The following is an 18,138-nucleotide window of genomic DNA, read 5'->3' as shown; positions in this document are numbered from 1 at the left end:
TCTCCTTTTTACATAGAAATTTTAGATTTATTAGTGGATAATTGTTTACGATAAGCAACCAATGCTTCTATCGATATCATTTTTAAGCCATGATGTGCAGCGAACTTTGTCAGTTCTTCAAACCGAAGCATGTGCCCATCATCACCCATAATTTCGCAAATAACACCTGCAGTTACACTATGACAAAGCTTCGCTAGATCAATCGTCGCCTCTGTGTGCCCTCTCCGTTCCAGCACTCCTTGCTCTTTCGCAATCAACGGAAAAATATGGCCTGGTCGACGAAAATCAGTCGGCTTAGCTTGCTTTTCTATCATCCTTTGTATCGTTAGCGCACGCTCAAAGGCGCTAATCCCTGTCGTTGTTTCTACATGGTCGATACTTACCGTAAATGCGGTTTGATGGTTATCCGTATTGTGCTGAACCATCGGATATAAATCTAGCTGTTGTGCAAGCTGCTGCGAAATCGGCGTACAAATTAAACCTCTACCATTGGTTGCCATAAAGTTGATTGTTGCTGGTGTGATGAATTCAGCGAGTGCCAGAAGATCTCCTTCATTTTCCCGATCCTCATCATCAACCACCACAATCATATTGCCCTGCCTTAAATCCTCTATGGCTTCTTCAATTGAATGTAGCACGATGATCAACTCCTATTCTATGATTTAAAAACCATGTTGTGCTAAATAATCTCTTGTAATAGCTGGCGTTGTTTGCCCTTTTTTTAATTGCCCTATAATGTATTTTCCGACTAAATCGGTTTCGATATTAACGATTGCTCCAACCCTCTTCAAACCTAAAACGGTTTCTTTGTAAGTATGAGGAATGAGCGAAATCGTGACACTATTGGCTTCAACATGAAAAAGGGTTAAGCTTGTGCCATCAATTGTTATGGAACCCTTTGGAATACAAAAGTTGGTTAGTTCCTCTGACATTTCGATATCAATATAAACAGCGTTTGCCACTGGACGTTTTCGCAAAATTTTGCCGACTCCATCAACATGACCAGCAACAAAATGACCCCCAAATCGTCCATTAGCAGGCATGGCCCGCTCCAAATTAACAGAATCACCTATTGCCAGCTGCTGTAAATTTGTTGCTTTGACTGTTTCAAGCATAACATCCATCGTAAGCTGCTGTTGTGTGAAATGTGTCACCGTTAAACAAACTCCATTGACCGCTATACTGTCACCAAGCTTGACATCCTCCGTTATCTTGGCTGATTGAACCGTAATTTTCATACTGTTCCGATCGCTTTGCACGGCTTTTATGATACCAATATCCTCTACAAGTCCAGTAAACATTCCATCACCTACTCTACTTTATTAGCACTTCTATCCTTTACTTTTAAAGTTTATCCACCTGTTTTTGTGCCTTATCCTTCTCCCTTCTCTCGTTAACAATAAAAAATAAAAACCCCTTTACATCAAAGGGGTTTTGGGAGTATAAGACATCAACAAATAAGCCTATTTGAAAACAATTTTTTCATAGACTGTCATCTCATTCGTTCTTCTCCCATCCAGACTATCACTGTCGGTTTTGGATTTGCACCAAATCAGCTTGCGCTCACGGACTTTGAATTGCTTCATCACCGCCGATTGGGAATTTCACCCTACCCCGAAGAACATCTTCTATTCGATTGTAGCTAAATAAAAAAACTTCCCACAAGGTGATTGGGAAGTTTTGTAATAAATGCATAGTCAAATAAACCTTCTAAATTAGAATCAATTTAAAAAGTTCGCATTTTTACCCTTCTCCCATCCAGACTGTAACTGTCGGTTTTGGATTTGCACCAAATCAGCTTGCGCTCACGGACTTTGAATTGCTTCATCACCGCCGATCGGGAATTTCACCCTACCCCGAAGAATATTTTTATTTAGCTAGTCTTACGATAACACTATTTTATTATATTATCCATCCTTCTTTTTAAATTTTTTTGGAAGCATAAATTTTAAACAGCTCTGACGAGACTTAAAAAATGTAAAAGATGTTATTAAAATGATGACATTTAACCTGTTAATGGAACTTCTTAATCAAAAAAACGTTCCTTTACAAGTGACTATTCAGTCTAGCCGTTTGGAGGTCATTTACTTGACATTTTTAAAAAATATACCTTTTAAACAAGCTATTTGCTATGCCCTATTAGCATTCTGTTGTGGGGTTTCGATTGTTTTCGTACATCATAATGAACAATTTTATGATCGACCGATAGCGAAAATAACGCAAGTGGATGTAACAAAATCAGAACCAATGACAGACATGTATGAAAATAGGGATTTTTTATTTACACAGGAAATTATGGCCATTATCAAAAATGGTCAGCATAAGGGGCAATCCATTCATTTGACGAATGACTATTCTTCGTCTGGTGCTTTTGATCAAGAATACCATGTAGGCAATGAAATCTTTGTCACGCTAGATGATCGCACAGCACAATCAGTTTTAACAGGAACCATTGTCGATTTAAAACGTGATCAAACCATGGTAATGATTGCATGGATTTTTATTTTTGCCCTACTTATTATAGGTAAAAGACAAGGCTTATTTTCTATCATTAGCCTGGTGGTCAATGCTGTGATTTTATCATTCGCATTAGATCTTTATGTGAAGCATGGGGGCGTAAGCCTATTAGTAGTCAGCGGCATTTGTGCGGTGCTATTTACAATTATCTCGCTACTACTTATTAGTGGATTAAATACAAAAACATATGTAGCCATCGTGTCCACACTTTTAGGCACTATTCTAGCGCTTATCATAAGCTCTATTGTAATGTGGTTGACAGGTGAAAATGGTCTTCGTTATGAAGAAATGCAATTTTTAACGCGTCCCTATCGTACCGTCTTTATGGCAGGTTTATTTATTGGCTCACTCGGGGCAGTAATGGATGTTTCTATTACAATGGCTTCCTCGATTTTTGCTTTATACGAGCAAGATCCTACGATCCCTGTCAAAGCACTTAAATCTTCGGGACATGAAATCGGTAAAGATATCATGGGTACTATTACAAGTATTTTATTCTTTGCCTACCTTTGCGGCTCCATACCTATGATTATTCTCTATTTAAAAAATTCTTCCACATTAGGGCTTACATTGTCCTTAAATCTTTCTTTAGAATTAGCCCGTGCCTTAGCAGGGGGTATTGGTGTTGTCCTTACGATTCCTATTAGTCTGTATACCGCTATATTTTTCATTAATCGAAAGAGGGTTCGAGAATGAATGTTGTCGTCTTATTAGCAGTTATATTGTGCGTGTTAATGGTTCTAGTCGGCGGTAGACAGGGGATACGCTCATTTCTTTCTTTATTCCTAAACTTTGGTGTACTCTTTGTCACCATTTTTTTAATGACAAACCCTAAAAATAGCCCTATCATCTTGACGTTTATTGCCTGTACGATCATTAGCTGTATTAGCCTTTTCTATATCAATAAAACAAATAGTAAAACCATTACAGCCTTTATCTCGACGATGGTGACGATAGTTGTGTTACTACTCTTTATTACCTTTGTAACGGAAAAGTCGATGATCCAAGGGTTTGGCGAAGAATCAACTGAAGAAATCAGCATCTTTTCTCTCTACATTGGTGTTAATTTTGTGCAGATTGGTGCATCAGTCATCATTATGAGTACGATAGGTGCCATTATGGATGTAGCTATTTCTATCGCTACCTCCATGCATGAGATTTTTTATCGCAATCCTTCGATTAGTAGAAAAAAACTATTTGCAGCTGGCTTAAGTATAGGAAGAGATATATTAGGAACCGATACCAATACGTTATTTTTTGCTTTCTTTGGTGGCTATTTAAGCTTGTTAATCTGGTTCAAGGACCTCTCCTATTCGATTGGAGAAATTGTTAACTCCAAGGTTTTTAGTGCAGAAATGACAACCATTTTTTGTGCAGGTATCGGCATTGCACTGATTATTCCGATCGCCTCCTGCATCAATGCCTATTATTTAATTCGTACACGCGAAAAATCAGAAAAACTTTTATAAAAATTACCAGCACCTATCATAAAACAAACTTATGAGACACCTCTTTTTGTTGTAGCATTTCCATTGCAATCGCCTCATTTTCTGATAATATTTACCATAAGATGTTTACGTACGCTCAAAATGGTTGTTATTTCAGGATTACTAGATCGCCCATTCCATGTAACATTTTTTAGCATAGAACGTCAATACAACGAGATGAAAAAGGAGAAAGTTTGCAATGAAGCATATTATCTTTGATTTTGATGGGACGCTGGCAGATTCTACTGCTGTGTTTGCATCAGCATGGAATACTTTAGCCCAAAAATATAAATTTAAAGGCATTGAATTGAAGGAAATTGATACATTAAAAAAATTATCAATTTCAGAACGCAGTAAATTATTCGACTTTCCAATGTATAAGTTGCCTATGATTTTACCGCAATTTTATAAATTGTATCGCCAATCATTAAATGATGTTCATCTGTTCGAGGGAATGAAGGAAGTATTAATAGAGATTGATAAAAGAGGCTATAAAATCCTGATTATTTCCTCAAACTCTAAAGAGAATATTTTAGAATTTCTTAAAATGAACGGTATTCATTGTGTAGCAGATGTACTTTGCTCCAACCGCATTTTTGGTAAGGACAAAGTAATGAAAAAGTTTTTAAAGGAAGCGAATGTTGACTCATCTGACGTCGTATATATTGGAGACGAGCAAAGGGATATTGTTGCGTGTAAGAAAGCCGGAGTACCAATTATTTGGGTGGAATGGGGCTATGATGCCAAAGAGGTCGTGCAAAATGAAGAACCTGAATACAGTGTCACAACACCACAGGAAATTTTAGAGATCATTTAATCATGAAAAAGGATAATAGCACTTGTCTATTATCCTTTTTATATGACTATCCTTTGATGTCACTAATTTGCATAAGCTTTTCTGCTGTACTATTAACCCCTTTGTAGGCATCTGTTAATTCATGCATACTCGCAGCAAACTGCTGTGTAAACGCAGCAATTTGATTCGATGATGCATTGACCTGATCGATGGATTGTTTAATGTTTTCTAGTTGCACAGTTATGCTATCAGCACTTTCTGTACTACTCTGAGACATTTTTTGAATTTCAGAAGCGACCACCGCAAAGCCACGCCCATGCTCACCTGAACGTGCCGCTTCTATGGATGCGTTTAGACCAAGAATTCTCGATTTCATAGCTAAATCTTTTACTAAATGGACAATCACATTAATTTGCTCTATATCGCCTGTCATTGATTCTGAGAAATTAGACAACTCTTCCAAACGATTGGATACATCCTTACTGGCAGTGGCTAATCCTTCATTTGTAGCTGTCATTTCTTCTACAGCACTTGAAAGCTCGGTTGCCAGTAGGCGCATACTATCCATTTTTTCATTGGAAATAATGGCACTTACTACGCCAATAACACGTCCTCCTTCAAAAATAGGCTGGGCAGAGGCAATATAGGCCATACCAAAACCTTCTGCACCACGCTTCTCTTTTACAAATTTCCCTGAACTTAACGCTATTTCTGTTGCTGTACCTCGATATTTATGTACTGGATCACCAACCCCAACTTTTAAGTCAACCTTTTTTCCTGGTTTGTAGGCAAGCACTCTTTCCGTATCTGCCACGATGACACAAGCATCCTCTGGGTAAGTTGCTTGGTATAAATCAATCGAATCGATAGTTGCTTGTAGTTTAGGATGCATTGTCTTTTCCTCCCTAAAATTTTCTGAACTGTATCAATTTAACTATATCATGCGATCCGAAAAAAGACACCAACGTCCAGTGGTGTCTCATTACAAGATTATGATTTTTTCAATAATTCTACATATTTTTCTGCCGTTCGAATTTCAATTGTTAGAGAATTCGCTCCATAGCTTGCCTTAATTAAAAATGGTACATCATTTGAGTTTTGAAACCTAAAATCTAACGTATCATAAGATACCGTAGCATCTCTTCCTTTTGGGACATATCCTACATCTAACGAATGATGATGGCGCTCAACATATTTGATGGGAATTTGGTCTACTGCATTAAACAAGGTTGAAGAAGTTTGACAGATTCCACCGCCAATTCCCATGACTACCTTCTTATTAATAATTTCAGGTGCGGGTTGATAGCCATTTGCCTCATCTCTTGGACCTACAATTGTATTAAAAGAAAAATAATCGCCACTGCCTACAATCACATTATGAATGGCTCTGGCAGACAGCTCTATATTTTTATTTCTTCCTAAATCAGCACGATTGAAATAAGTAGTATAAGATGCAACAACCACTTCCTCTAATAAAGGAAGATCCTCAAAATAATAGCCACTTTCTGTTATATAGAGCGGCATTTCTACCTGACCACCAGTCGCAGAAGCTTCGAAAATACGCTCCACTAGCTCACTTTCCTTTAAAACAATTTGCGGCTTCCCCTTAATCACTTGCCCGTTTTCATCCAATCGATCAAGCAGCATACGCTGATCATAGCCATTTGATGTGTCCGTTCCTCTCGCCCATTCTCTTGCTAATTGTTCTAGATGTTTTTGATAGGCTTGTGGGTCAGTATCGAAGCCAAATTCCTTTGGAGATATTGTTTTAAGTAACTTACTCGTAGTTGGATCAACAACCTCTACAATAGGATCAATCATTTGTTCATATGTAACAGGTTGCTGAACTTCCTCACGTTGTTGAATTTCTTGTTCTAGCTTGTTATGATGGACTGCTTCTTTTTCACAACCTACTAGACCTATCATACAGATAACGCAGCATGTAGCTAACCACTTCTTTTTCAACCATAACACCACCTCTATCTTCATACTACAGAGACATCTTATTCGTCTATTGCTAATAGTGTGTTGTTTTTTGGTTATTTTTATTTGTCAAGACAGCAAAAACACGCTACATTATCCTTATACCTGACATATCTCCAGTTTGATGTTTCAAAAGATGATTATCAACCTGTAAAGTTGTTTTTACTGCTCAGTAAATTCCCATTTTTGCCTTGATTAACCTTTTAGTGATTTAGGAGAATTTAAAAAGTAATATACGCTTCCAATACGGTATACTTTAGAATTTAACGCGAAAAAGAGCATCTACTAGCTATCCCAAAAGCCAATAGATACTCTTTCTTTTTTATTTTTGAATAAACATTTGTGTCCAGTAGTTACCGTCCTGTACATAGCCTACACCAATATGTGTGTAGCTTTTATTAAGGATATTGGCACGGTGTCCTTCACTGTTCATCCAGGCCGTTACAACTTCCTGTGCGGAACGTTGGCCCTTCGCGATATTTTCGCCAGCAGATTTATACGCAATACCGAAGTTTTTCATCATTGTAAAAGGTGTACCATACGTTGGACTTGTGTGGTCAAAGTAATTTTTATCGTGCATATCTTGCGACTTATATTTAGCTACCCTTGATAGCTCCCAATCTTCTTGCAATGCTGATAGACCTGCTTTTGCCCGTTCTGCATTGACAAGTTTAACAACCTCTCGTTCAACTGTTGCCTGTTCTTTTACAGGGACGTTAATTTTTTGTCCTGGAGAAATTTGATTTGGGTTGGCAAGTTGTGGGTTGGCATCAATTAATTCCTGTACACCCGTTTCTGTTTTTAATGCTATTTTCCATAGAGTATCACCAGATGTCACTGTATAGGATTCGGCGGCCATTGCCGCAACTGGCACTAATAATAAAGTTGCTACTACTGAAGCTAGTGCTGCTTTTTTTAATTTTTTAAACATGTTAATCACCCTTCCTAATTGCTCTACCATTATCGTAAATAGTTTTTGAGCCATAATCATCACAAAATATTTGGAAGGATTTTTACAATTGTATGACAAGCTCGCCATATGTTTGGTTAAAGCCCTTTATCTCGCTATACTTTACCATTTGAATTGTCATCAAGTTGCAATATGTTTGTAATTGGCATACATTACTAATAGATTCAGTGATCAATAGCTGCACAATATATCCTACTTTGCTAATTGTTTACGCTGTAATCGATAAATTAAGAGAATATAAAGCCAATCATAAAAGAGCGTTGCTACAGAAATAATGGTAATTAATGGTGTGCGGAAGTATAGATAAAAGCCAACCGCTGCAAATAATGTACCTACCATCTTACAAACTGCTATCCCCATTGATTGACCAGCTAAATTCCCTCTTTGCAATAATAAAGCAATAAATAGTCCTGACATCATAAGATTTTGGAAGAATGCTACGTACTTTCCTTCGAAATCTTGAAATTCATAGACTATACCTAAAATGATCAGCATGCTAAAAATTAATGTGATCAAAAAGGAGAAATACAATAGCTTTTTTGATAGCATCTTTCGATATTCATTTGGAGCATACCGTAAAAATTGCATCAAGATAAAGACATCCAATACAAACCAAATCAGCGTAATATAGCGTTGCAGGTCATTTTGTGGATAGAAAAAGGCAAAGATAAATTCCCATGAAATATTGGCACAAATAGCGACCATAGGCATGCCATAGGTTTTATCTTGCCATCCTTTGTAAATAACAAGTATATATGTAAAAATCCAAAAAAGACCCATTCCTACTTGGCAAATTAATAATATGTCTTGTTCACTCAACATTCACGCTCTCCCCCTCTCTAGCATTCCTTCTACTATATGAGGGAATCGATTCTTTATGTCTAAAAGTTTGATAGACGGGTAAAGGAGTAGCTAAATAGTAAAAAACGGCAACCTATACATTCCATAAGCAATCCTATATAGTAAAATGAGGTGATTAAATGAAAATAAAAATGTATATAGATAATGAGCAATTTATCGCGGGAACGACCTTAAAAGATGAGATGGAAGTAGAACACAATAATATGGCTTTGCATAGTTGCCATGATATTCAAGCTATCATTAACAATCGTCAGCATTTAGCTGTGACATTGAACTGTGATTTACAAAATTTTATTTGTACAGAGCAAACACATAGTGCGAACTTTCATAAAGTCACATTAGCCGATCAAGGACGAGGAGCTGCGCAAATGGATACAGCGGTGAAGAATACAGACGCGCTTTATACCGTAGAGCCTAACTTACTATTATGTAGTTTTACGGCAGATTGCGTGCCCGTTATTTTTTATAATGCTGTGAATGGACTTGTCGGTGTGATTCATTCGGGATGGCAAGGAACAGTCAAAGAAATAACACCCAAACTGTTTCAGCATCTTATGAATGAAGAACAGTGTCAACCTGAGGACTTTCATGTTCAAATCGGTATGGCACTGAGTCAGCAGAAATTTGAGGTAGACGCAGATGTTTATGAAAAATTTCACAGTCTTGGTTATGCCGAAGAATTTATGTATTACAATGTAGAAACGAAAAAATACCATATTGATAATCAGCAAACAGTCAAAAAGCAATGTGAGCTTACGGGTATTCCAGCGAATCAAATACAAATTGATGAAACCTGTACATTCCTTAGTCCTGATGGCTTTTCTTATCGTCAAGACAAACAAGCTGGAAGACATTTAAGCTTTATTATGCGAAAAACACACTAACAGCAAAGACCTATTCTTATCGAATGGGTCTTTGCTGTTATTTTAAAGTACCTGTACTAATAATGGATGTTTCTACATGGACATTCACGTCTAATTTTCTAATAAGCTCTCTTGTTTTTTTCGATGTCCATTTTCCATGATGATACATTCTAAATTCTTCACTTAAGCCAGCTGGATCTACCTCTGTTTTATTTAATCGCGCTAAAAATTCACTAATATCCTGTTCCAGCTGTTTATTCACATCTTTTTCCAGATCACTAATCCTTTCAACTGTAAATAAATGTGATTCTCTTTCTCCCTTATATTCGCTTAATGTACCCTTTATTTTTAAGAAAATCGTTAATTTGGGTGATTCCATATTTTTATTACTCTCTTTTTTCACACTGCTCTCGATTAAATCAATCATTACCTTTTCCTCTCCATGTCCTGCATTTAAATCAAGGTGCAAAGGAGCAAGGTTTTTCTGTCCACTTAAAGCTTGAATAACTAGTGCTTCCTCAGGTTTAATTAATTCGTGCATATGATTCCCTTTAAATATGGCAACACCTTTAATCTCTAATTTCTCCCCTCGTTTTTCTACATAGGGTAATACTGTATCCACTACAGGATTTGTAATCGAGTACATAAAATCATGAATATTGGTATTGGGGTTAAAAGCAGTATTAATACTCGGCTCTAATAGATTGTTCAAATAAAAATTAATACTTGGCTTATCAGGATAATCCCCTTTTAAAATCGCTTCCGCATTATCCTTCACAACAGCTATTAATACTTTATTACCTACTTCCGCATTGCGATACAAGTGCTGAACAATTTTTCGAACATTCCCTTTCCGCGCAAAATCTTCGTTTACTAAGACAACGCGCAATTGATTAAAGACTATTTTCTTATCGGATTGCTTTTCTATTTCCACGATGCCGCTTGATACTAAATCTGTTGTGATAGAAAAAGTTTGTGTGTCTTTTTCTGCTTCCGGAGAATATTGGGGGATCGCTACTGTGAGTCTCATCTGGTTTTCATCGATATAATCAAAGGCCATCGAATCTACCATCCCAACATCCTCGAGAGGAACTTTTAATTCTTTTTTAGAACAGCCTGCAAGTAAAATTAAAATCAAAAAAGAAATGATGCATAGACGTTTATTTTTCATACCTGCACCTGCTTTTTGCGAATAACATATATCAGGATTAAAAGCACTGGCCAAATCAGCAGTACATAGCCCACATAGTTACTTGCCATAAATAATTTTTCTTGGAATTCACGCGAAAAGGGCATTTTTACAATAAAGAAAATGATACAGGCGATGATATACAGCTGATAACTTTGTTTTTTCTTTTTAAGGAAGGTATCCATACCCCTTTTTGCACACCATACATAGGCTGTAATCGAGGATAAGATTAGAAAAACCCAAAGCGTAATGCCAATAATATCGATTCGCTCGATAAAGGTAAATTCTCCTGCCTTAAATAGGTTTAATACTGAAAACTCTACATTTTTTAATTGCCACTCTGAATAATACATGACGCTAATAGCTGTTGTGATAAAACATAAAAATATACTAATCCAAATACCGATTAAGGAATGACGAAATGCCTTTTTTTGATCGATGATATATGGAAAATAAAATAGAATTAATTCGTAACCTAGTATAGAAAAATAACCTTGCTTTAACGCTTCATAAAATTCCCGAGGCGTAAAATTAAATAGAGGTAAAAAATGACTTGGATCACCTTTTTCAATGGCCCAGCGCGTAAAATAGAATAATCCAATGGTAATAAAAAATGTCATTATACAAAACCGTGCAATAGATTTAATACCCCCACTTACAATGTAAATTAGTAACACTAAAAAGCAAAGGACAGGCATGGTAATGGTTTGTTCTTGCAAAGCTGTACTTTGAATTAAGTGCATATAATTACTAATAATCCCTGCACTAAAAACAATAAATTGAATAATGACGAGTAGATTTATAAACTTTCCGAACCATTTCCCCAATAATAGTTCATTCATTCGAAATAAATCATCATTGGGAAACTTCGAACAAAGCCATACCATTGCAAATAGCGTCAGACTGGCAATCACGCCGAAGAGAAGTGGCATAAATGATTGTGTATAGCCCATGGAGCTTAATTTTTGAGGTAGTGAAAGGATACCAGTACCAATCATAATACTTTGTGCTAAGAAGATGACATGATAACGATTTAACACCTTTCCTTTTGTTGTATTCAAAGTTGACCACCTCATTCTCTTTTGGCGCTATTTTTTCTGTGCTTTTGAAATACCCGTCTTACTTCTTATATATTTAGTTGGAAATCGGATGACACTATCTAATAAATCGGTTGGCTTTCTTGGAATGGCAGGTGTCATATAATGCGTTCCTAAAGATTTGAGACTTAATAGATGGTGAATCAACCACGCAAAGGCGAGCATCTGTCCAAATAAGCCAAACAGCCCTGCTGATAAGATAAAAATATACCTTACAAAACGACTTGTATTACTCATTAAGAAAATTGGCGGTAAGAAGGAAAGTAGCGCTGAGGTAGCGACTAATACAATGAGTATATTACTAAGTAATCCAGCTTCTACAGCCGCTGTACCAATTACAATACCTCCTACGATACCAATTGTTTGTCCGACTTTGGCAGGCATTCGGGAGCCCGCTTCTCGCAACACTTCAATAATAAGCTCGATAAATAATACTTCAATCAGTGGAGGAAAAGGTACCTTACTTCTTGATTCCTGAAGATTTAGTAATAATTCGTATGGCAAAATTTCTGGATGGAAGGTTAAGGCTGATATATACATTGGTGTAATCATGATCGTTAAGAAAAAACCAAAAAAGCGCAGCATCCTTAATAAAGATGCTGTTGTCCAACGGTTGTAGTAATCCTCAATCGACACGAACATTTCAAAAAAAGATGTGGGACAGACAATGGCTAGTTGACTATTATCCATAAAAATGACGATTCTCCCATCCAGAAGATAACGGCAAATACTATCTGGACGGACTGTCATGTAGTATTGAGGAAAGGGCGATAATGGATTATCCTCAATTAATTGCTTCAACACGGATATATCCGTAAATAACGGATAATCTACCTGGTCAATACGGTTTCTTAAATCATCTAAATTTTCATGGCTCACGATATTATCCATATACATAATCGATATTTTAATATTGGCTTCTGACCCAACAATTCGATTTTCATTTTTTAGCATGGAGCTTTGAATACGTCTTCTCACTAACGATATATTCGTTTCTAATGATTCTGTAAATGCATCCTGTGGACCAATTACAGTCGACTCTGTTTCCGTATCCGTAATGGCCCTTGTAGGTGCGCTATACGTATCGACGCTTAATAGGGCGTTGGTTTCGTGAAAAAAAAGAAGGGTTTGCCCAGCATTCAATTTTTTAACGACACCTTTCACATCCTTCGGGTCCACATATTGAGCCATTTGATGAATTTGTTTCAAATTATTAGCTAGTGGAATCGTCACCATGGTTTGTAAGGTCATTTTTTCGATGAGTGAGGAGAAATAAATGACCGTCACATCCCCTTCTTCTGTAGCAATCATTTTCAGTTTTACGTCATCGACTTCGTTAATCTCCTGCTTTAATTTAGCGACAATCTGCTCGGGTATCTCGTTCATTTTCGCTCCACCCCTTTTGTTCCGATAAATACCAGTCCATATCATTCAATTTTTAGTAGTTTGTCTTTTTTTCATTTAATTATGTAAAAATTGTGCTAGCAAAAATAGCCATACAAAAAGGATGCATCCCATTTAGAGATGCATCCTTTTACGCTATTCTATAGAATCTTTGCTGTATCGGTTTTTACCAATACCAAATACGTAGTAGCTAATGGTTACAAGAACTAAGAAAATAATACCCACTATTAATGACACGCGTGTATCATCATTGAACCACATGCCGACTAGTACCATGATTAAAAAGATGATTGTTACATAGTTTGTAATCGGTGCGAACGGCATTTTGAAAGGATGCTTAGCTAGCTGCGCTCCCTTTTCTTTTCTAAAACGAATTTGACTTATTAAAATGATAAACCATGGAATCATCCCTGGTAAAACACTTGCACTATACACATAAACAAATAAGTTTTTAGGGGCAATATAGCTTAGTATAACACCAATAACTAACCCCACTAATACACCCGCTGTTCCAAATAAAGGCACGCCATTACTAGAAAGCTTTGCGAAAAATTTTGGTGCTTGTCCATTCATAGCAAGTGTATATAACATACGTCCAGCACTATAGATTCCACTGTTACACCCTGACATTGCAGCAGTGATGACGACGAAATTAATAATGCCTGCAGCAGCTGTGATACCTACCTTAGCAAATGTCGCAACGAAAGGACTACCAATTGTGCCAAGCTCGTCCCAAGGATACACTGTAACAATGACAAAGATTGCACCGATATAGAAAATTAAAATACGCCAAATGATACTTTGAATCGCATTGGTAATTGTTTTCTGCGGATTTTTTGCTTCTCCCGCCGTAATTCCAATGAGCTCCACCCCTTGATAGGCCGCAACAACTAAAGATAAGGCAAAGAAAAATCCTGTCCAGCCACCTGTAAAGAAGCCACCGTGACTCCACAGATTGGATAAGCCGATTGCTATCCCATCATTGCCAAAGCCAAAGAAGATAAGTCCGACCCCTGCAATAATCATTAAAATAATCGTAACAATTTTAATCATCGCAAACCAGAATTCAAATTCTCCAAATGATTTGACAGAAATGAAGTTCGCCACACCTAAAATCACCATTGCAATTAGACCAGGTATCCAAGCCGGTAATTCTGGATACCAATATTGCATATACGTTCCTACTGCTATAATTTCAGACATCCCAACAATAACCCATTGGAACCAGTTACTCCAAGCTGTTAAATACCCTGCTAAAGGATGAATATATTTATAGCCAAATGTGGCAAAAGAGCCTGTACTTGGCTCCATATAAAGCATCTCACCCATTGCCCTCATAATGAAAAAAATAAAAATACCTGCAATACCATAGGCAAGGAGTACAGAAGGTCCCGTCCATTGAATAGCACTTGCTGAGCCCATAAATAGCCCAACACCAATCGTACCGCCAAGTGCAATCATTTGAATATGACGTGCTTCTAATCCTCTTTTCAATTCCTTATTGGCCACTCCATAACGCCTCTTTTCCTGTTGTTCTTTCTACGATGTTTTTACTTTAAAATAATAATCAATTTTTCTAAAAAAGACAAATGTATTTTTAGGAAAAACAAAAAATATTGCTATTTTAATAGAATAACGAAAAATAGGTAATAACGACGATTTAATTGATGTTTGTACGAAATATGATGTTACTTCAACATTATTTAAATCAGAAAATTCAAAAAACTCTATTCCATTCAAGTCGAAAGGAATAGAGTTTGCTTCGTTATTGTAATAAAGTTTGTTCGTGTAATTTAGCAGAGAAGTATTTACGTGCATCTGCTGTTAGAATTTGTAGCAAAGTCACTTCTTCTTGACGTGCAAATTCTACAAACATCCCACTTAAATTTTCGTAGACATATTTGATTTTAAAGCCACTATCTAAATAATGATCTACTTTTTGAATTTCCTCTGTGCTTTGTTGGAATTCAGACATGCCATCACCTCACCTTCTTTTGAAAATGTCTTGATGTTGTCTCACTTACTCGGCACCCTTCATCTCTAACAGAGGATCTGGTTGCTCCACCAGTTCATCTTCATTTGGGACCGCCGTTGGAGCTGCTGGTTGGCCAAATATTTCATCTAAATTATATCCGACTGTAATACCTAAATATTTGGCATCACTTGGATCATCTAGCTCAGCTTGTGGATACTTTTTAAACCACCAATACTTCGCTAATACATAATATACAATCGCGCCTACAGCGAACCCTACTAAAGAAGAGTAAGTTGAAAATATATTGGCAACTGCACCACCGATTACCCAGGCGATTAACCCAGCCATATTAAAGCCCTTATAATATTTAAATTGCCCATCTAATTCATAAAGCTCTTTTACATGTACGCGCCGTTTACGAATCAGGTAGTAATCAGCAAATAAAATACCTACAATCGCTGTTAAAATACCGCCAATGATTAATAGGACATTGACCATGACATCAAATAGACTCCAAGGCTGTGCAAGAATACCAATAATCCCTGCAATAACTACCCCTACCCAGAATGGCACTTTTGGCCCCCCGATATTAGAGAAAATAGTAGCTGCTGGTACAACGTTGGCAGAGGTATTTGTCGACCATTGTGCTAATACAATCATCAGCAATAGAATCCCAAGAATAAAGCCGCTTGCACTTTGCTGTAAGGCATTAATTGGGTCTGCCGAGGCAACTGCCATATAGCAAACTGCACCAATCGTAACAATGAATGTGTTTGTAATGGGCATAACAATTAAAGAGCCTACAAGCTGTGTTTTATTACGCTTAAACCAATTACGCTCATTTTTAGGTGCCTTAAAGAATCGGGACAAGGATGGCATATCAGCTGCTAATGTTGCCCAAAAGCCCATATTTGCCATCACTACTACCATAAAGGCGGTAAAAGCAGCGAAGCCTGTTGTTGGGGTTTCCACCCACGTCCAAATATTTTTCCCCTGAGATGTTGCATTATCTGCCAATGTGTAATACATCCAACAAGAAATTAAAATAATGACAGGGGCTGCTAAATCGGCAAATCGCTCAATGGATTTAATACCAAGTGATGTATTAAAGAGTTGAAGCGCTGCAAACACAAGGAAGCAGATAAACCAATTATCAAAGTCAAACAATAAATTTAAAATTCCGTTTATCGCTAAGGCACCAAAGTACGTATTCAAACCAAACCAACAGGCAGCTGTAATACCACGTACAAGGGAAGGTATATGAGTACCGAATGTGCCAAATGGTGCACGCATATAAACAGGGAAAGATAATCCATGCTCTATTCCTATATCACCAATTAACGTCATAAAGACGCCAATTAAACAAGAACCTACCAATGTTGCCACAATCACCATGGGTAAGGATAAACTCATAATAGCCGAACCACCAATGGCAAAAGCCGCTAATACAATTGCCATTCCTATCCAAATTACCGCAAAACCAAATGTTCCAATATTTCTTTGTTGATGTGTCACTGGAAGTAAATCTGGGGATTTTAAATAATTCCCTTCACGTTCCATAATGTTTCTCTCCTTTTTTCCTAATTTCCGTGACAACCTACTTGAAGTGCCTTCCTTCACCCAAAATGCTGAAGGAAGGTGGAATTTCGATTTTAATCTTTCTTCAAAATTGAACAACGGTCCTTTATTTTGATAGACTGCTAAGAAGTGATTGGCGTTCATTCCATGTCATTGGCGGAATTGTGGATGGACGTTCAACCATTGAAATGGCACCATCGACAGGACAAACAATTGAGCATAAATTACAGCCTACGCAGTCTTCCTCACGAACCTTTAGCATTGGGCGACCATCCTCCGTATAAAGGTCAATACATTGATGGGATGTATCTTCGCAAGCAATATGACACTTATTGCAATTAATACAAACATCATTATTAATTTCTGCGACAATTTTATAATTTAAATCTAAATCACCCCAGTTTGAATACCTTTGCACAGAGCGACCAACTAATTCCATGACGGAAGCTAGACCTTTATCATCTAAATAATTATTTAGACCATCAATCATATCCTCTACAATACTAAAGCCATGGTGCATCGCTGCTGTACATACCTGCACGCCTGTCGCACCCATTAAAATAAATTCTGCTGCATCCTGCCAATTCGAGATGCCACCAATACCTGATATCGGTACATTGACTAATGGATTACGAGCACATTCTGCAACCATGTTTAGTGCAATTGGTTTAACTGCTGGACCACAATAGCCCCCATGAGCTCCTTTTCCAGCCACATGTGGTACGGTATTCCAAGAATCTAAATCAACACCGGCTAAACTGTTAATCGTATTAATCATACTCACAGCATCTGCTCCACCTCGTGTTGCCGCTTCCGCCGTCACGGTAATATCCGTAATGTTGGGCGTTAGTTTAACAATGACAGGTGTACGCGCCGCTTCCTTTACCCAGTACGTTTGTTTTTCCACCAATTCAGGGACTTGACCAGAGGCAGAACCCATGCCTCGTTCTGCCATCCCATGTGGACAACCAAAGTTAAGCTCAAGACCATCAACCCCCACATCTTCTACTCGTTTCACAATTTCATGCCATTTTTCTTGCTTTGGTTCCACCATTAACGAGGCAATAATTGCGTGGTTAGGAAACTTCTTTTTCGTTTCATAGATTTCTTGTAAATTCACTTCTAATGGTCGATCCGTAATTAATTCAATATTGTTAAAGCCTGCTACACGTTGGCCATTATAGCTAACTGCTGCAAAACGGGAAGACACATTTAAAATAGGTTCTCCTAACGTTTTCCAAACTGCGCCACCCCAGCCCGCTTCAAATGCACGTTGTACTTGATAGCCTGAATTCGTTGGTGGAGCAGATGCTAGCCAAAATGGATTCGGCGATTTGATGCCCGCTAAATTAATGCGTAAGTCTGCCATATAAGTTCCCCCTCTAACCGTACTAACAATCTTTTGTCAACTGAAAGCA

General features: G+C 37.4%; 17 protein-coding genes and 2 riboswitches. Of the genes, 4 read left to right on the top strand and 13 right to left on the bottom strand.

Going from position 1 to position 18,138, the window contains the following annotated elements; translation table 11 throughout:
- Window positions 1–8: 8 nt before the first annotated feature.
- Both ribB and ribE read right to left on the bottom strand, forming a co-directional pair.
- Window positions 9–638 (bottom strand): 3,4-dihydroxy-2-butanone-4-phosphate synthase, encoded by a 630-nt coding sequence (gene ribB / locus NP781_RS05945; protein ID WP_221680655.1) that lies wholly within the window; start codon window positions 636–638, stop codon window positions 9–11.
- A 24-nt stretch (window positions 639–662) separates the two neighbouring features.
- Window positions 663–1,301, bottom strand: coding sequence for a riboflavin synthase (gene ribE / locus NP781_RS05940; RefSeq protein WP_257521740.1), 639 nt, complete (start codon window positions 1,299–1,301; stop codon window positions 663–665).
- 199 nt (window positions 1,302–1,500) lie between these two features.
- A riboswitch (FMN riboswitch) is annotated at window positions 1,501–1,626 on the bottom strand.
- 116 nt (window positions 1,627–1,742) lie between these two features.
- A riboswitch (FMN riboswitch) is annotated at window positions 1,743–1,868 on the bottom strand.
- Between the two features lie 220 nt (window positions 1,869–2,088).
- On the opposite strand from ribE, the gene NP781_RS05935 reads away from it, so the two are divergent.
- The 3 genes from NP781_RS05935 (at window position 2,089) to NP781_RS05925 (ending at window position 4,821) form a co-directional block, all read left to right on the top strand.
- Window positions 2,089–3,213, top strand: coding sequence for a YibE/F family protein (locus tag NP781_RS05935; protein ID WP_257521739.1), 1,125 nt, complete (start codon window positions 2,089–2,091; stop codon window positions 3,211–3,213).
- Window positions 3,210–3,986 carry a YibE/F family protein gene (locus NP781_RS05930; RefSeq protein WP_257521738.1) on the top strand — a complete coding sequence of 259 codons (777 nt, stop codon included), beginning with the start codon at window positions 3,210–3,212 and terminating at the stop codon, window positions 3,984–3,986. The genes NP781_RS05935 and NP781_RS05930 overlap by 4 nt, the downstream gene beginning before the upstream one ends.
- Window positions 3,987–4,203: 217 nt before the next feature.
- A complete protein-coding gene (locus tag NP781_RS05925) occupies window positions 4,204–4,821 on the top strand; it encodes an HAD-IA family hydrolase (RefSeq protein WP_257521737.1) in 618 nt (205 codons plus the stop codon).
- A gap of 46 nt (window positions 4,822–4,867) precedes the next feature.
- Here NP781_RS05925 and NP781_RS05920 read toward each other — a convergent pair whose 3' ends face one another.
- The 4 genes from NP781_RS05920 to NP781_RS05905 form a co-directional block, all read right to left on the bottom strand.
- Window positions 4,868–5,692 carry a methyl-accepting chemotaxis protein gene (locus tag NP781_RS05920; RefSeq protein WP_257521736.1) on the bottom strand — a complete coding sequence of 275 codons (825 nt, stop codon included), beginning with the start codon at window positions 5,690–5,692 and terminating at the stop codon, window positions 4,868–4,870.
- A gap of 98 nt (window positions 5,693–5,790) precedes the next feature.
- Window positions 5,791–6,765: a VanW family protein gene (locus NP781_RS05915; protein WP_257521735.1), complete on the bottom strand. Its 975-nt coding sequence runs from the start codon at window positions 6,763–6,765 to the stop codon at window positions 5,791–5,793.
- Window positions 6,766–7,105: 340 nt separating this feature from the next.
- On the bottom strand, window positions 7,106–7,714 hold the full coding sequence (locus tag NP781_RS05910) for a CAP domain-containing protein (protein ID WP_257521734.1): 609 nt from the start codon (window positions 7,712–7,714) through the stop codon (window positions 7,106–7,108).
- Window positions 7,715–7,945: 231 nt separating this feature from the next.
- Entirely contained in the window at window positions 7,946–8,575 is a 630-nt protein-coding gene (locus NP781_RS05905) for a transmembrane-type terpene cyclase (protein ID WP_016995451.1), read from the bottom strand.
- 158 nt (window positions 8,576–8,733) lie between these two features.
- On the opposite strand from NP781_RS05905, the gene pgeF reads away from it, so the two are divergent.
- Window positions 8,734–9,498, top strand: coding sequence for a peptidoglycan editing factor PgeF (gene pgeF, locus NP781_RS05900; protein WP_257521733.1), 765 nt, complete (start codon window positions 8,734–8,736; stop codon window positions 9,496–9,498).
- Between the two features lie 37 nt (window positions 9,499–9,535).
- Here pgeF and NP781_RS05895 read toward each other — a convergent pair whose 3' ends face one another.
- From NP781_RS05895 to preA, 7 genes are all read right to left on the bottom strand, one after another.
- Entirely contained in the window at window positions 9,536–10,648 is a 1,113-nt protein-coding gene (locus NP781_RS05895; RefSeq protein WP_257521732.1) for a Ger(x)C family spore germination protein, read from the bottom strand.
- Window positions 10,645–11,727, bottom strand: a complete 1,083-nt coding sequence (locus NP781_RS05890) for a GerAB/ArcD/ProY family transporter (RefSeq protein ID WP_257521731.1) — start codon at window positions 11,725–11,727, stop codon at window positions 10,645–10,647. The genes NP781_RS05895 and NP781_RS05890 overlap by 4 nt, the downstream gene beginning before the upstream one ends.
- Before the next feature lie 27 nt (window positions 11,728–11,754).
- Window positions 11,755–13,149 (bottom strand): spore germination protein, encoded by a 1,395-nt coding sequence (locus tag NP781_RS05885; protein WP_257521730.1) that lies wholly within the window; start codon window positions 13,147–13,149, stop codon window positions 11,755–11,757.
- Between the two features lie 153 nt (window positions 13,150–13,302).
- Entirely contained in the window at window positions 13,303–14,676 is a 1,374-nt protein-coding gene (locus NP781_RS05880; RefSeq protein WP_221680643.1) for an amino acid permease, read from the bottom strand.
- A gap of 256 nt (window positions 14,677–14,932) precedes the next feature.
- Window positions 14,933–15,142 (bottom strand): hypothetical protein, encoded by a 210-nt coding sequence (locus NP781_RS05875; RefSeq protein WP_004232753.1) that lies wholly within the window; start codon window positions 15,140–15,142, stop codon window positions 14,933–14,935.
- Window positions 15,143–15,187: 45 nt separating this feature from the next.
- Complete coding sequence (locus NP781_RS05870; protein ID WP_221680642.1) at window positions 15,188–16,702, bottom strand: NCS1 family transporter; 1,515 nt, start codon at window positions 16,700–16,702, stop codon at window positions 15,188–15,190.
- Window positions 16,703–16,826: 124 nt separating this feature from the next.
- Window positions 16,827–18,089 (bottom strand): NAD-dependent dihydropyrimidine dehydrogenase subunit PreA, encoded by a 1,263-nt coding sequence (preA, locus tag NP781_RS05865; protein WP_221680641.1) that lies wholly within the window; start codon window positions 18,087–18,089, stop codon window positions 16,827–16,829.
- Window positions 18,090–18,138: the final 49 nt, after the last annotated feature.

This window comes from Lysinibacillus sp. FN11 (assembly GCF_024628845.1).
Classification (GTDB): Bacteria; Bacillota; Bacilli; order Bacillales_A; family Planococcaceae; genus Lysinibacillus; species Lysinibacillus capsici.
Note: the sequence above shows the minus strand (reverse complement) of the source record. Positions and strands in the feature narration are given on the sequence as shown.

What these genes read in the sequence shown, in the direction of transcription:
- NP781_RS05885 (WP_257521730.1), bottom strand. Translation starts at nt 13,149, where the DNA reads ATGAACGAGATACCCGAGCAGATTGTCGCTAAATTAAAGCAGGAGATT.
- pgeF (WP_257521733.1), top strand. Translation starts at nt 8,734, where the DNA reads ATGAAAATAAAAATGTATATAGATAATGAGCAATTTATCGCGGGAACG.
- NP781_RS05895 (WP_257521732.1), bottom strand. Translation starts at nt 10,648, where the DNA reads ATGAAAAATAAACGTCTATGCATCATTTCTTTTTTGATTTTAATTTTA.
- NP781_RS05875 (WP_004232753.1), bottom strand. Translation starts at nt 15,142, where the DNA reads ATGTCTGAATTCCAACAAAGCACAGAGGAAATTCAAAAAGTAGATCAT.
- NP781_RS05910 (WP_257521734.1), bottom strand. Translation starts at nt 7,714, where the DNA reads ATGTTTAAAAAATTAAAAAAAGCAGCACTAGCTTCAGTAGTAGCAACT.
- NP781_RS05920 (WP_257521736.1), bottom strand. Translation starts at nt 5,692, where the DNA reads ATGCATCCTAAACTACAAGCAACTATCGATTCGATTGATTTATACCAA.
- NP781_RS05905 (WP_016995451.1), bottom strand. Translation starts at nt 8,575, where the DNA reads ATGTTGAGTGAACAAGACATATTATTAATTTGCCAAGTAGGAATGGGT.
- NP781_RS05930 (WP_257521738.1), top strand. Translation starts at nt 3,210, where the DNA reads ATGAATGTTGTCGTCTTATTAGCAGTTATATTGTGCGTGTTAATGGTT.
- NP781_RS05925 (WP_257521737.1), top strand. Translation starts at nt 4,204, where the DNA reads ATGAAGCATATTATCTTTGATTTTGATGGGACGCTGGCAGATTCTACT.
- preA (WP_221680641.1), bottom strand. Translation starts at nt 18,089, where the DNA reads ATGGCAGACTTACGCATTAATTTAGCGGGCATCAAATCGCCGAATCCA.
- ribE (WP_257521740.1), bottom strand. Translation starts at nt 1,301, where the DNA reads ATGTTTACTGGACTTGTAGAGGATATTGGTATCATAAAAGCCGTGCAA.
- NP781_RS05870 (WP_221680642.1), bottom strand. Translation starts at nt 16,702, where the DNA reads ATGGAACGTGAAGGGAATTATTTAAAATCCCCAGATTTACTTCCAGTG.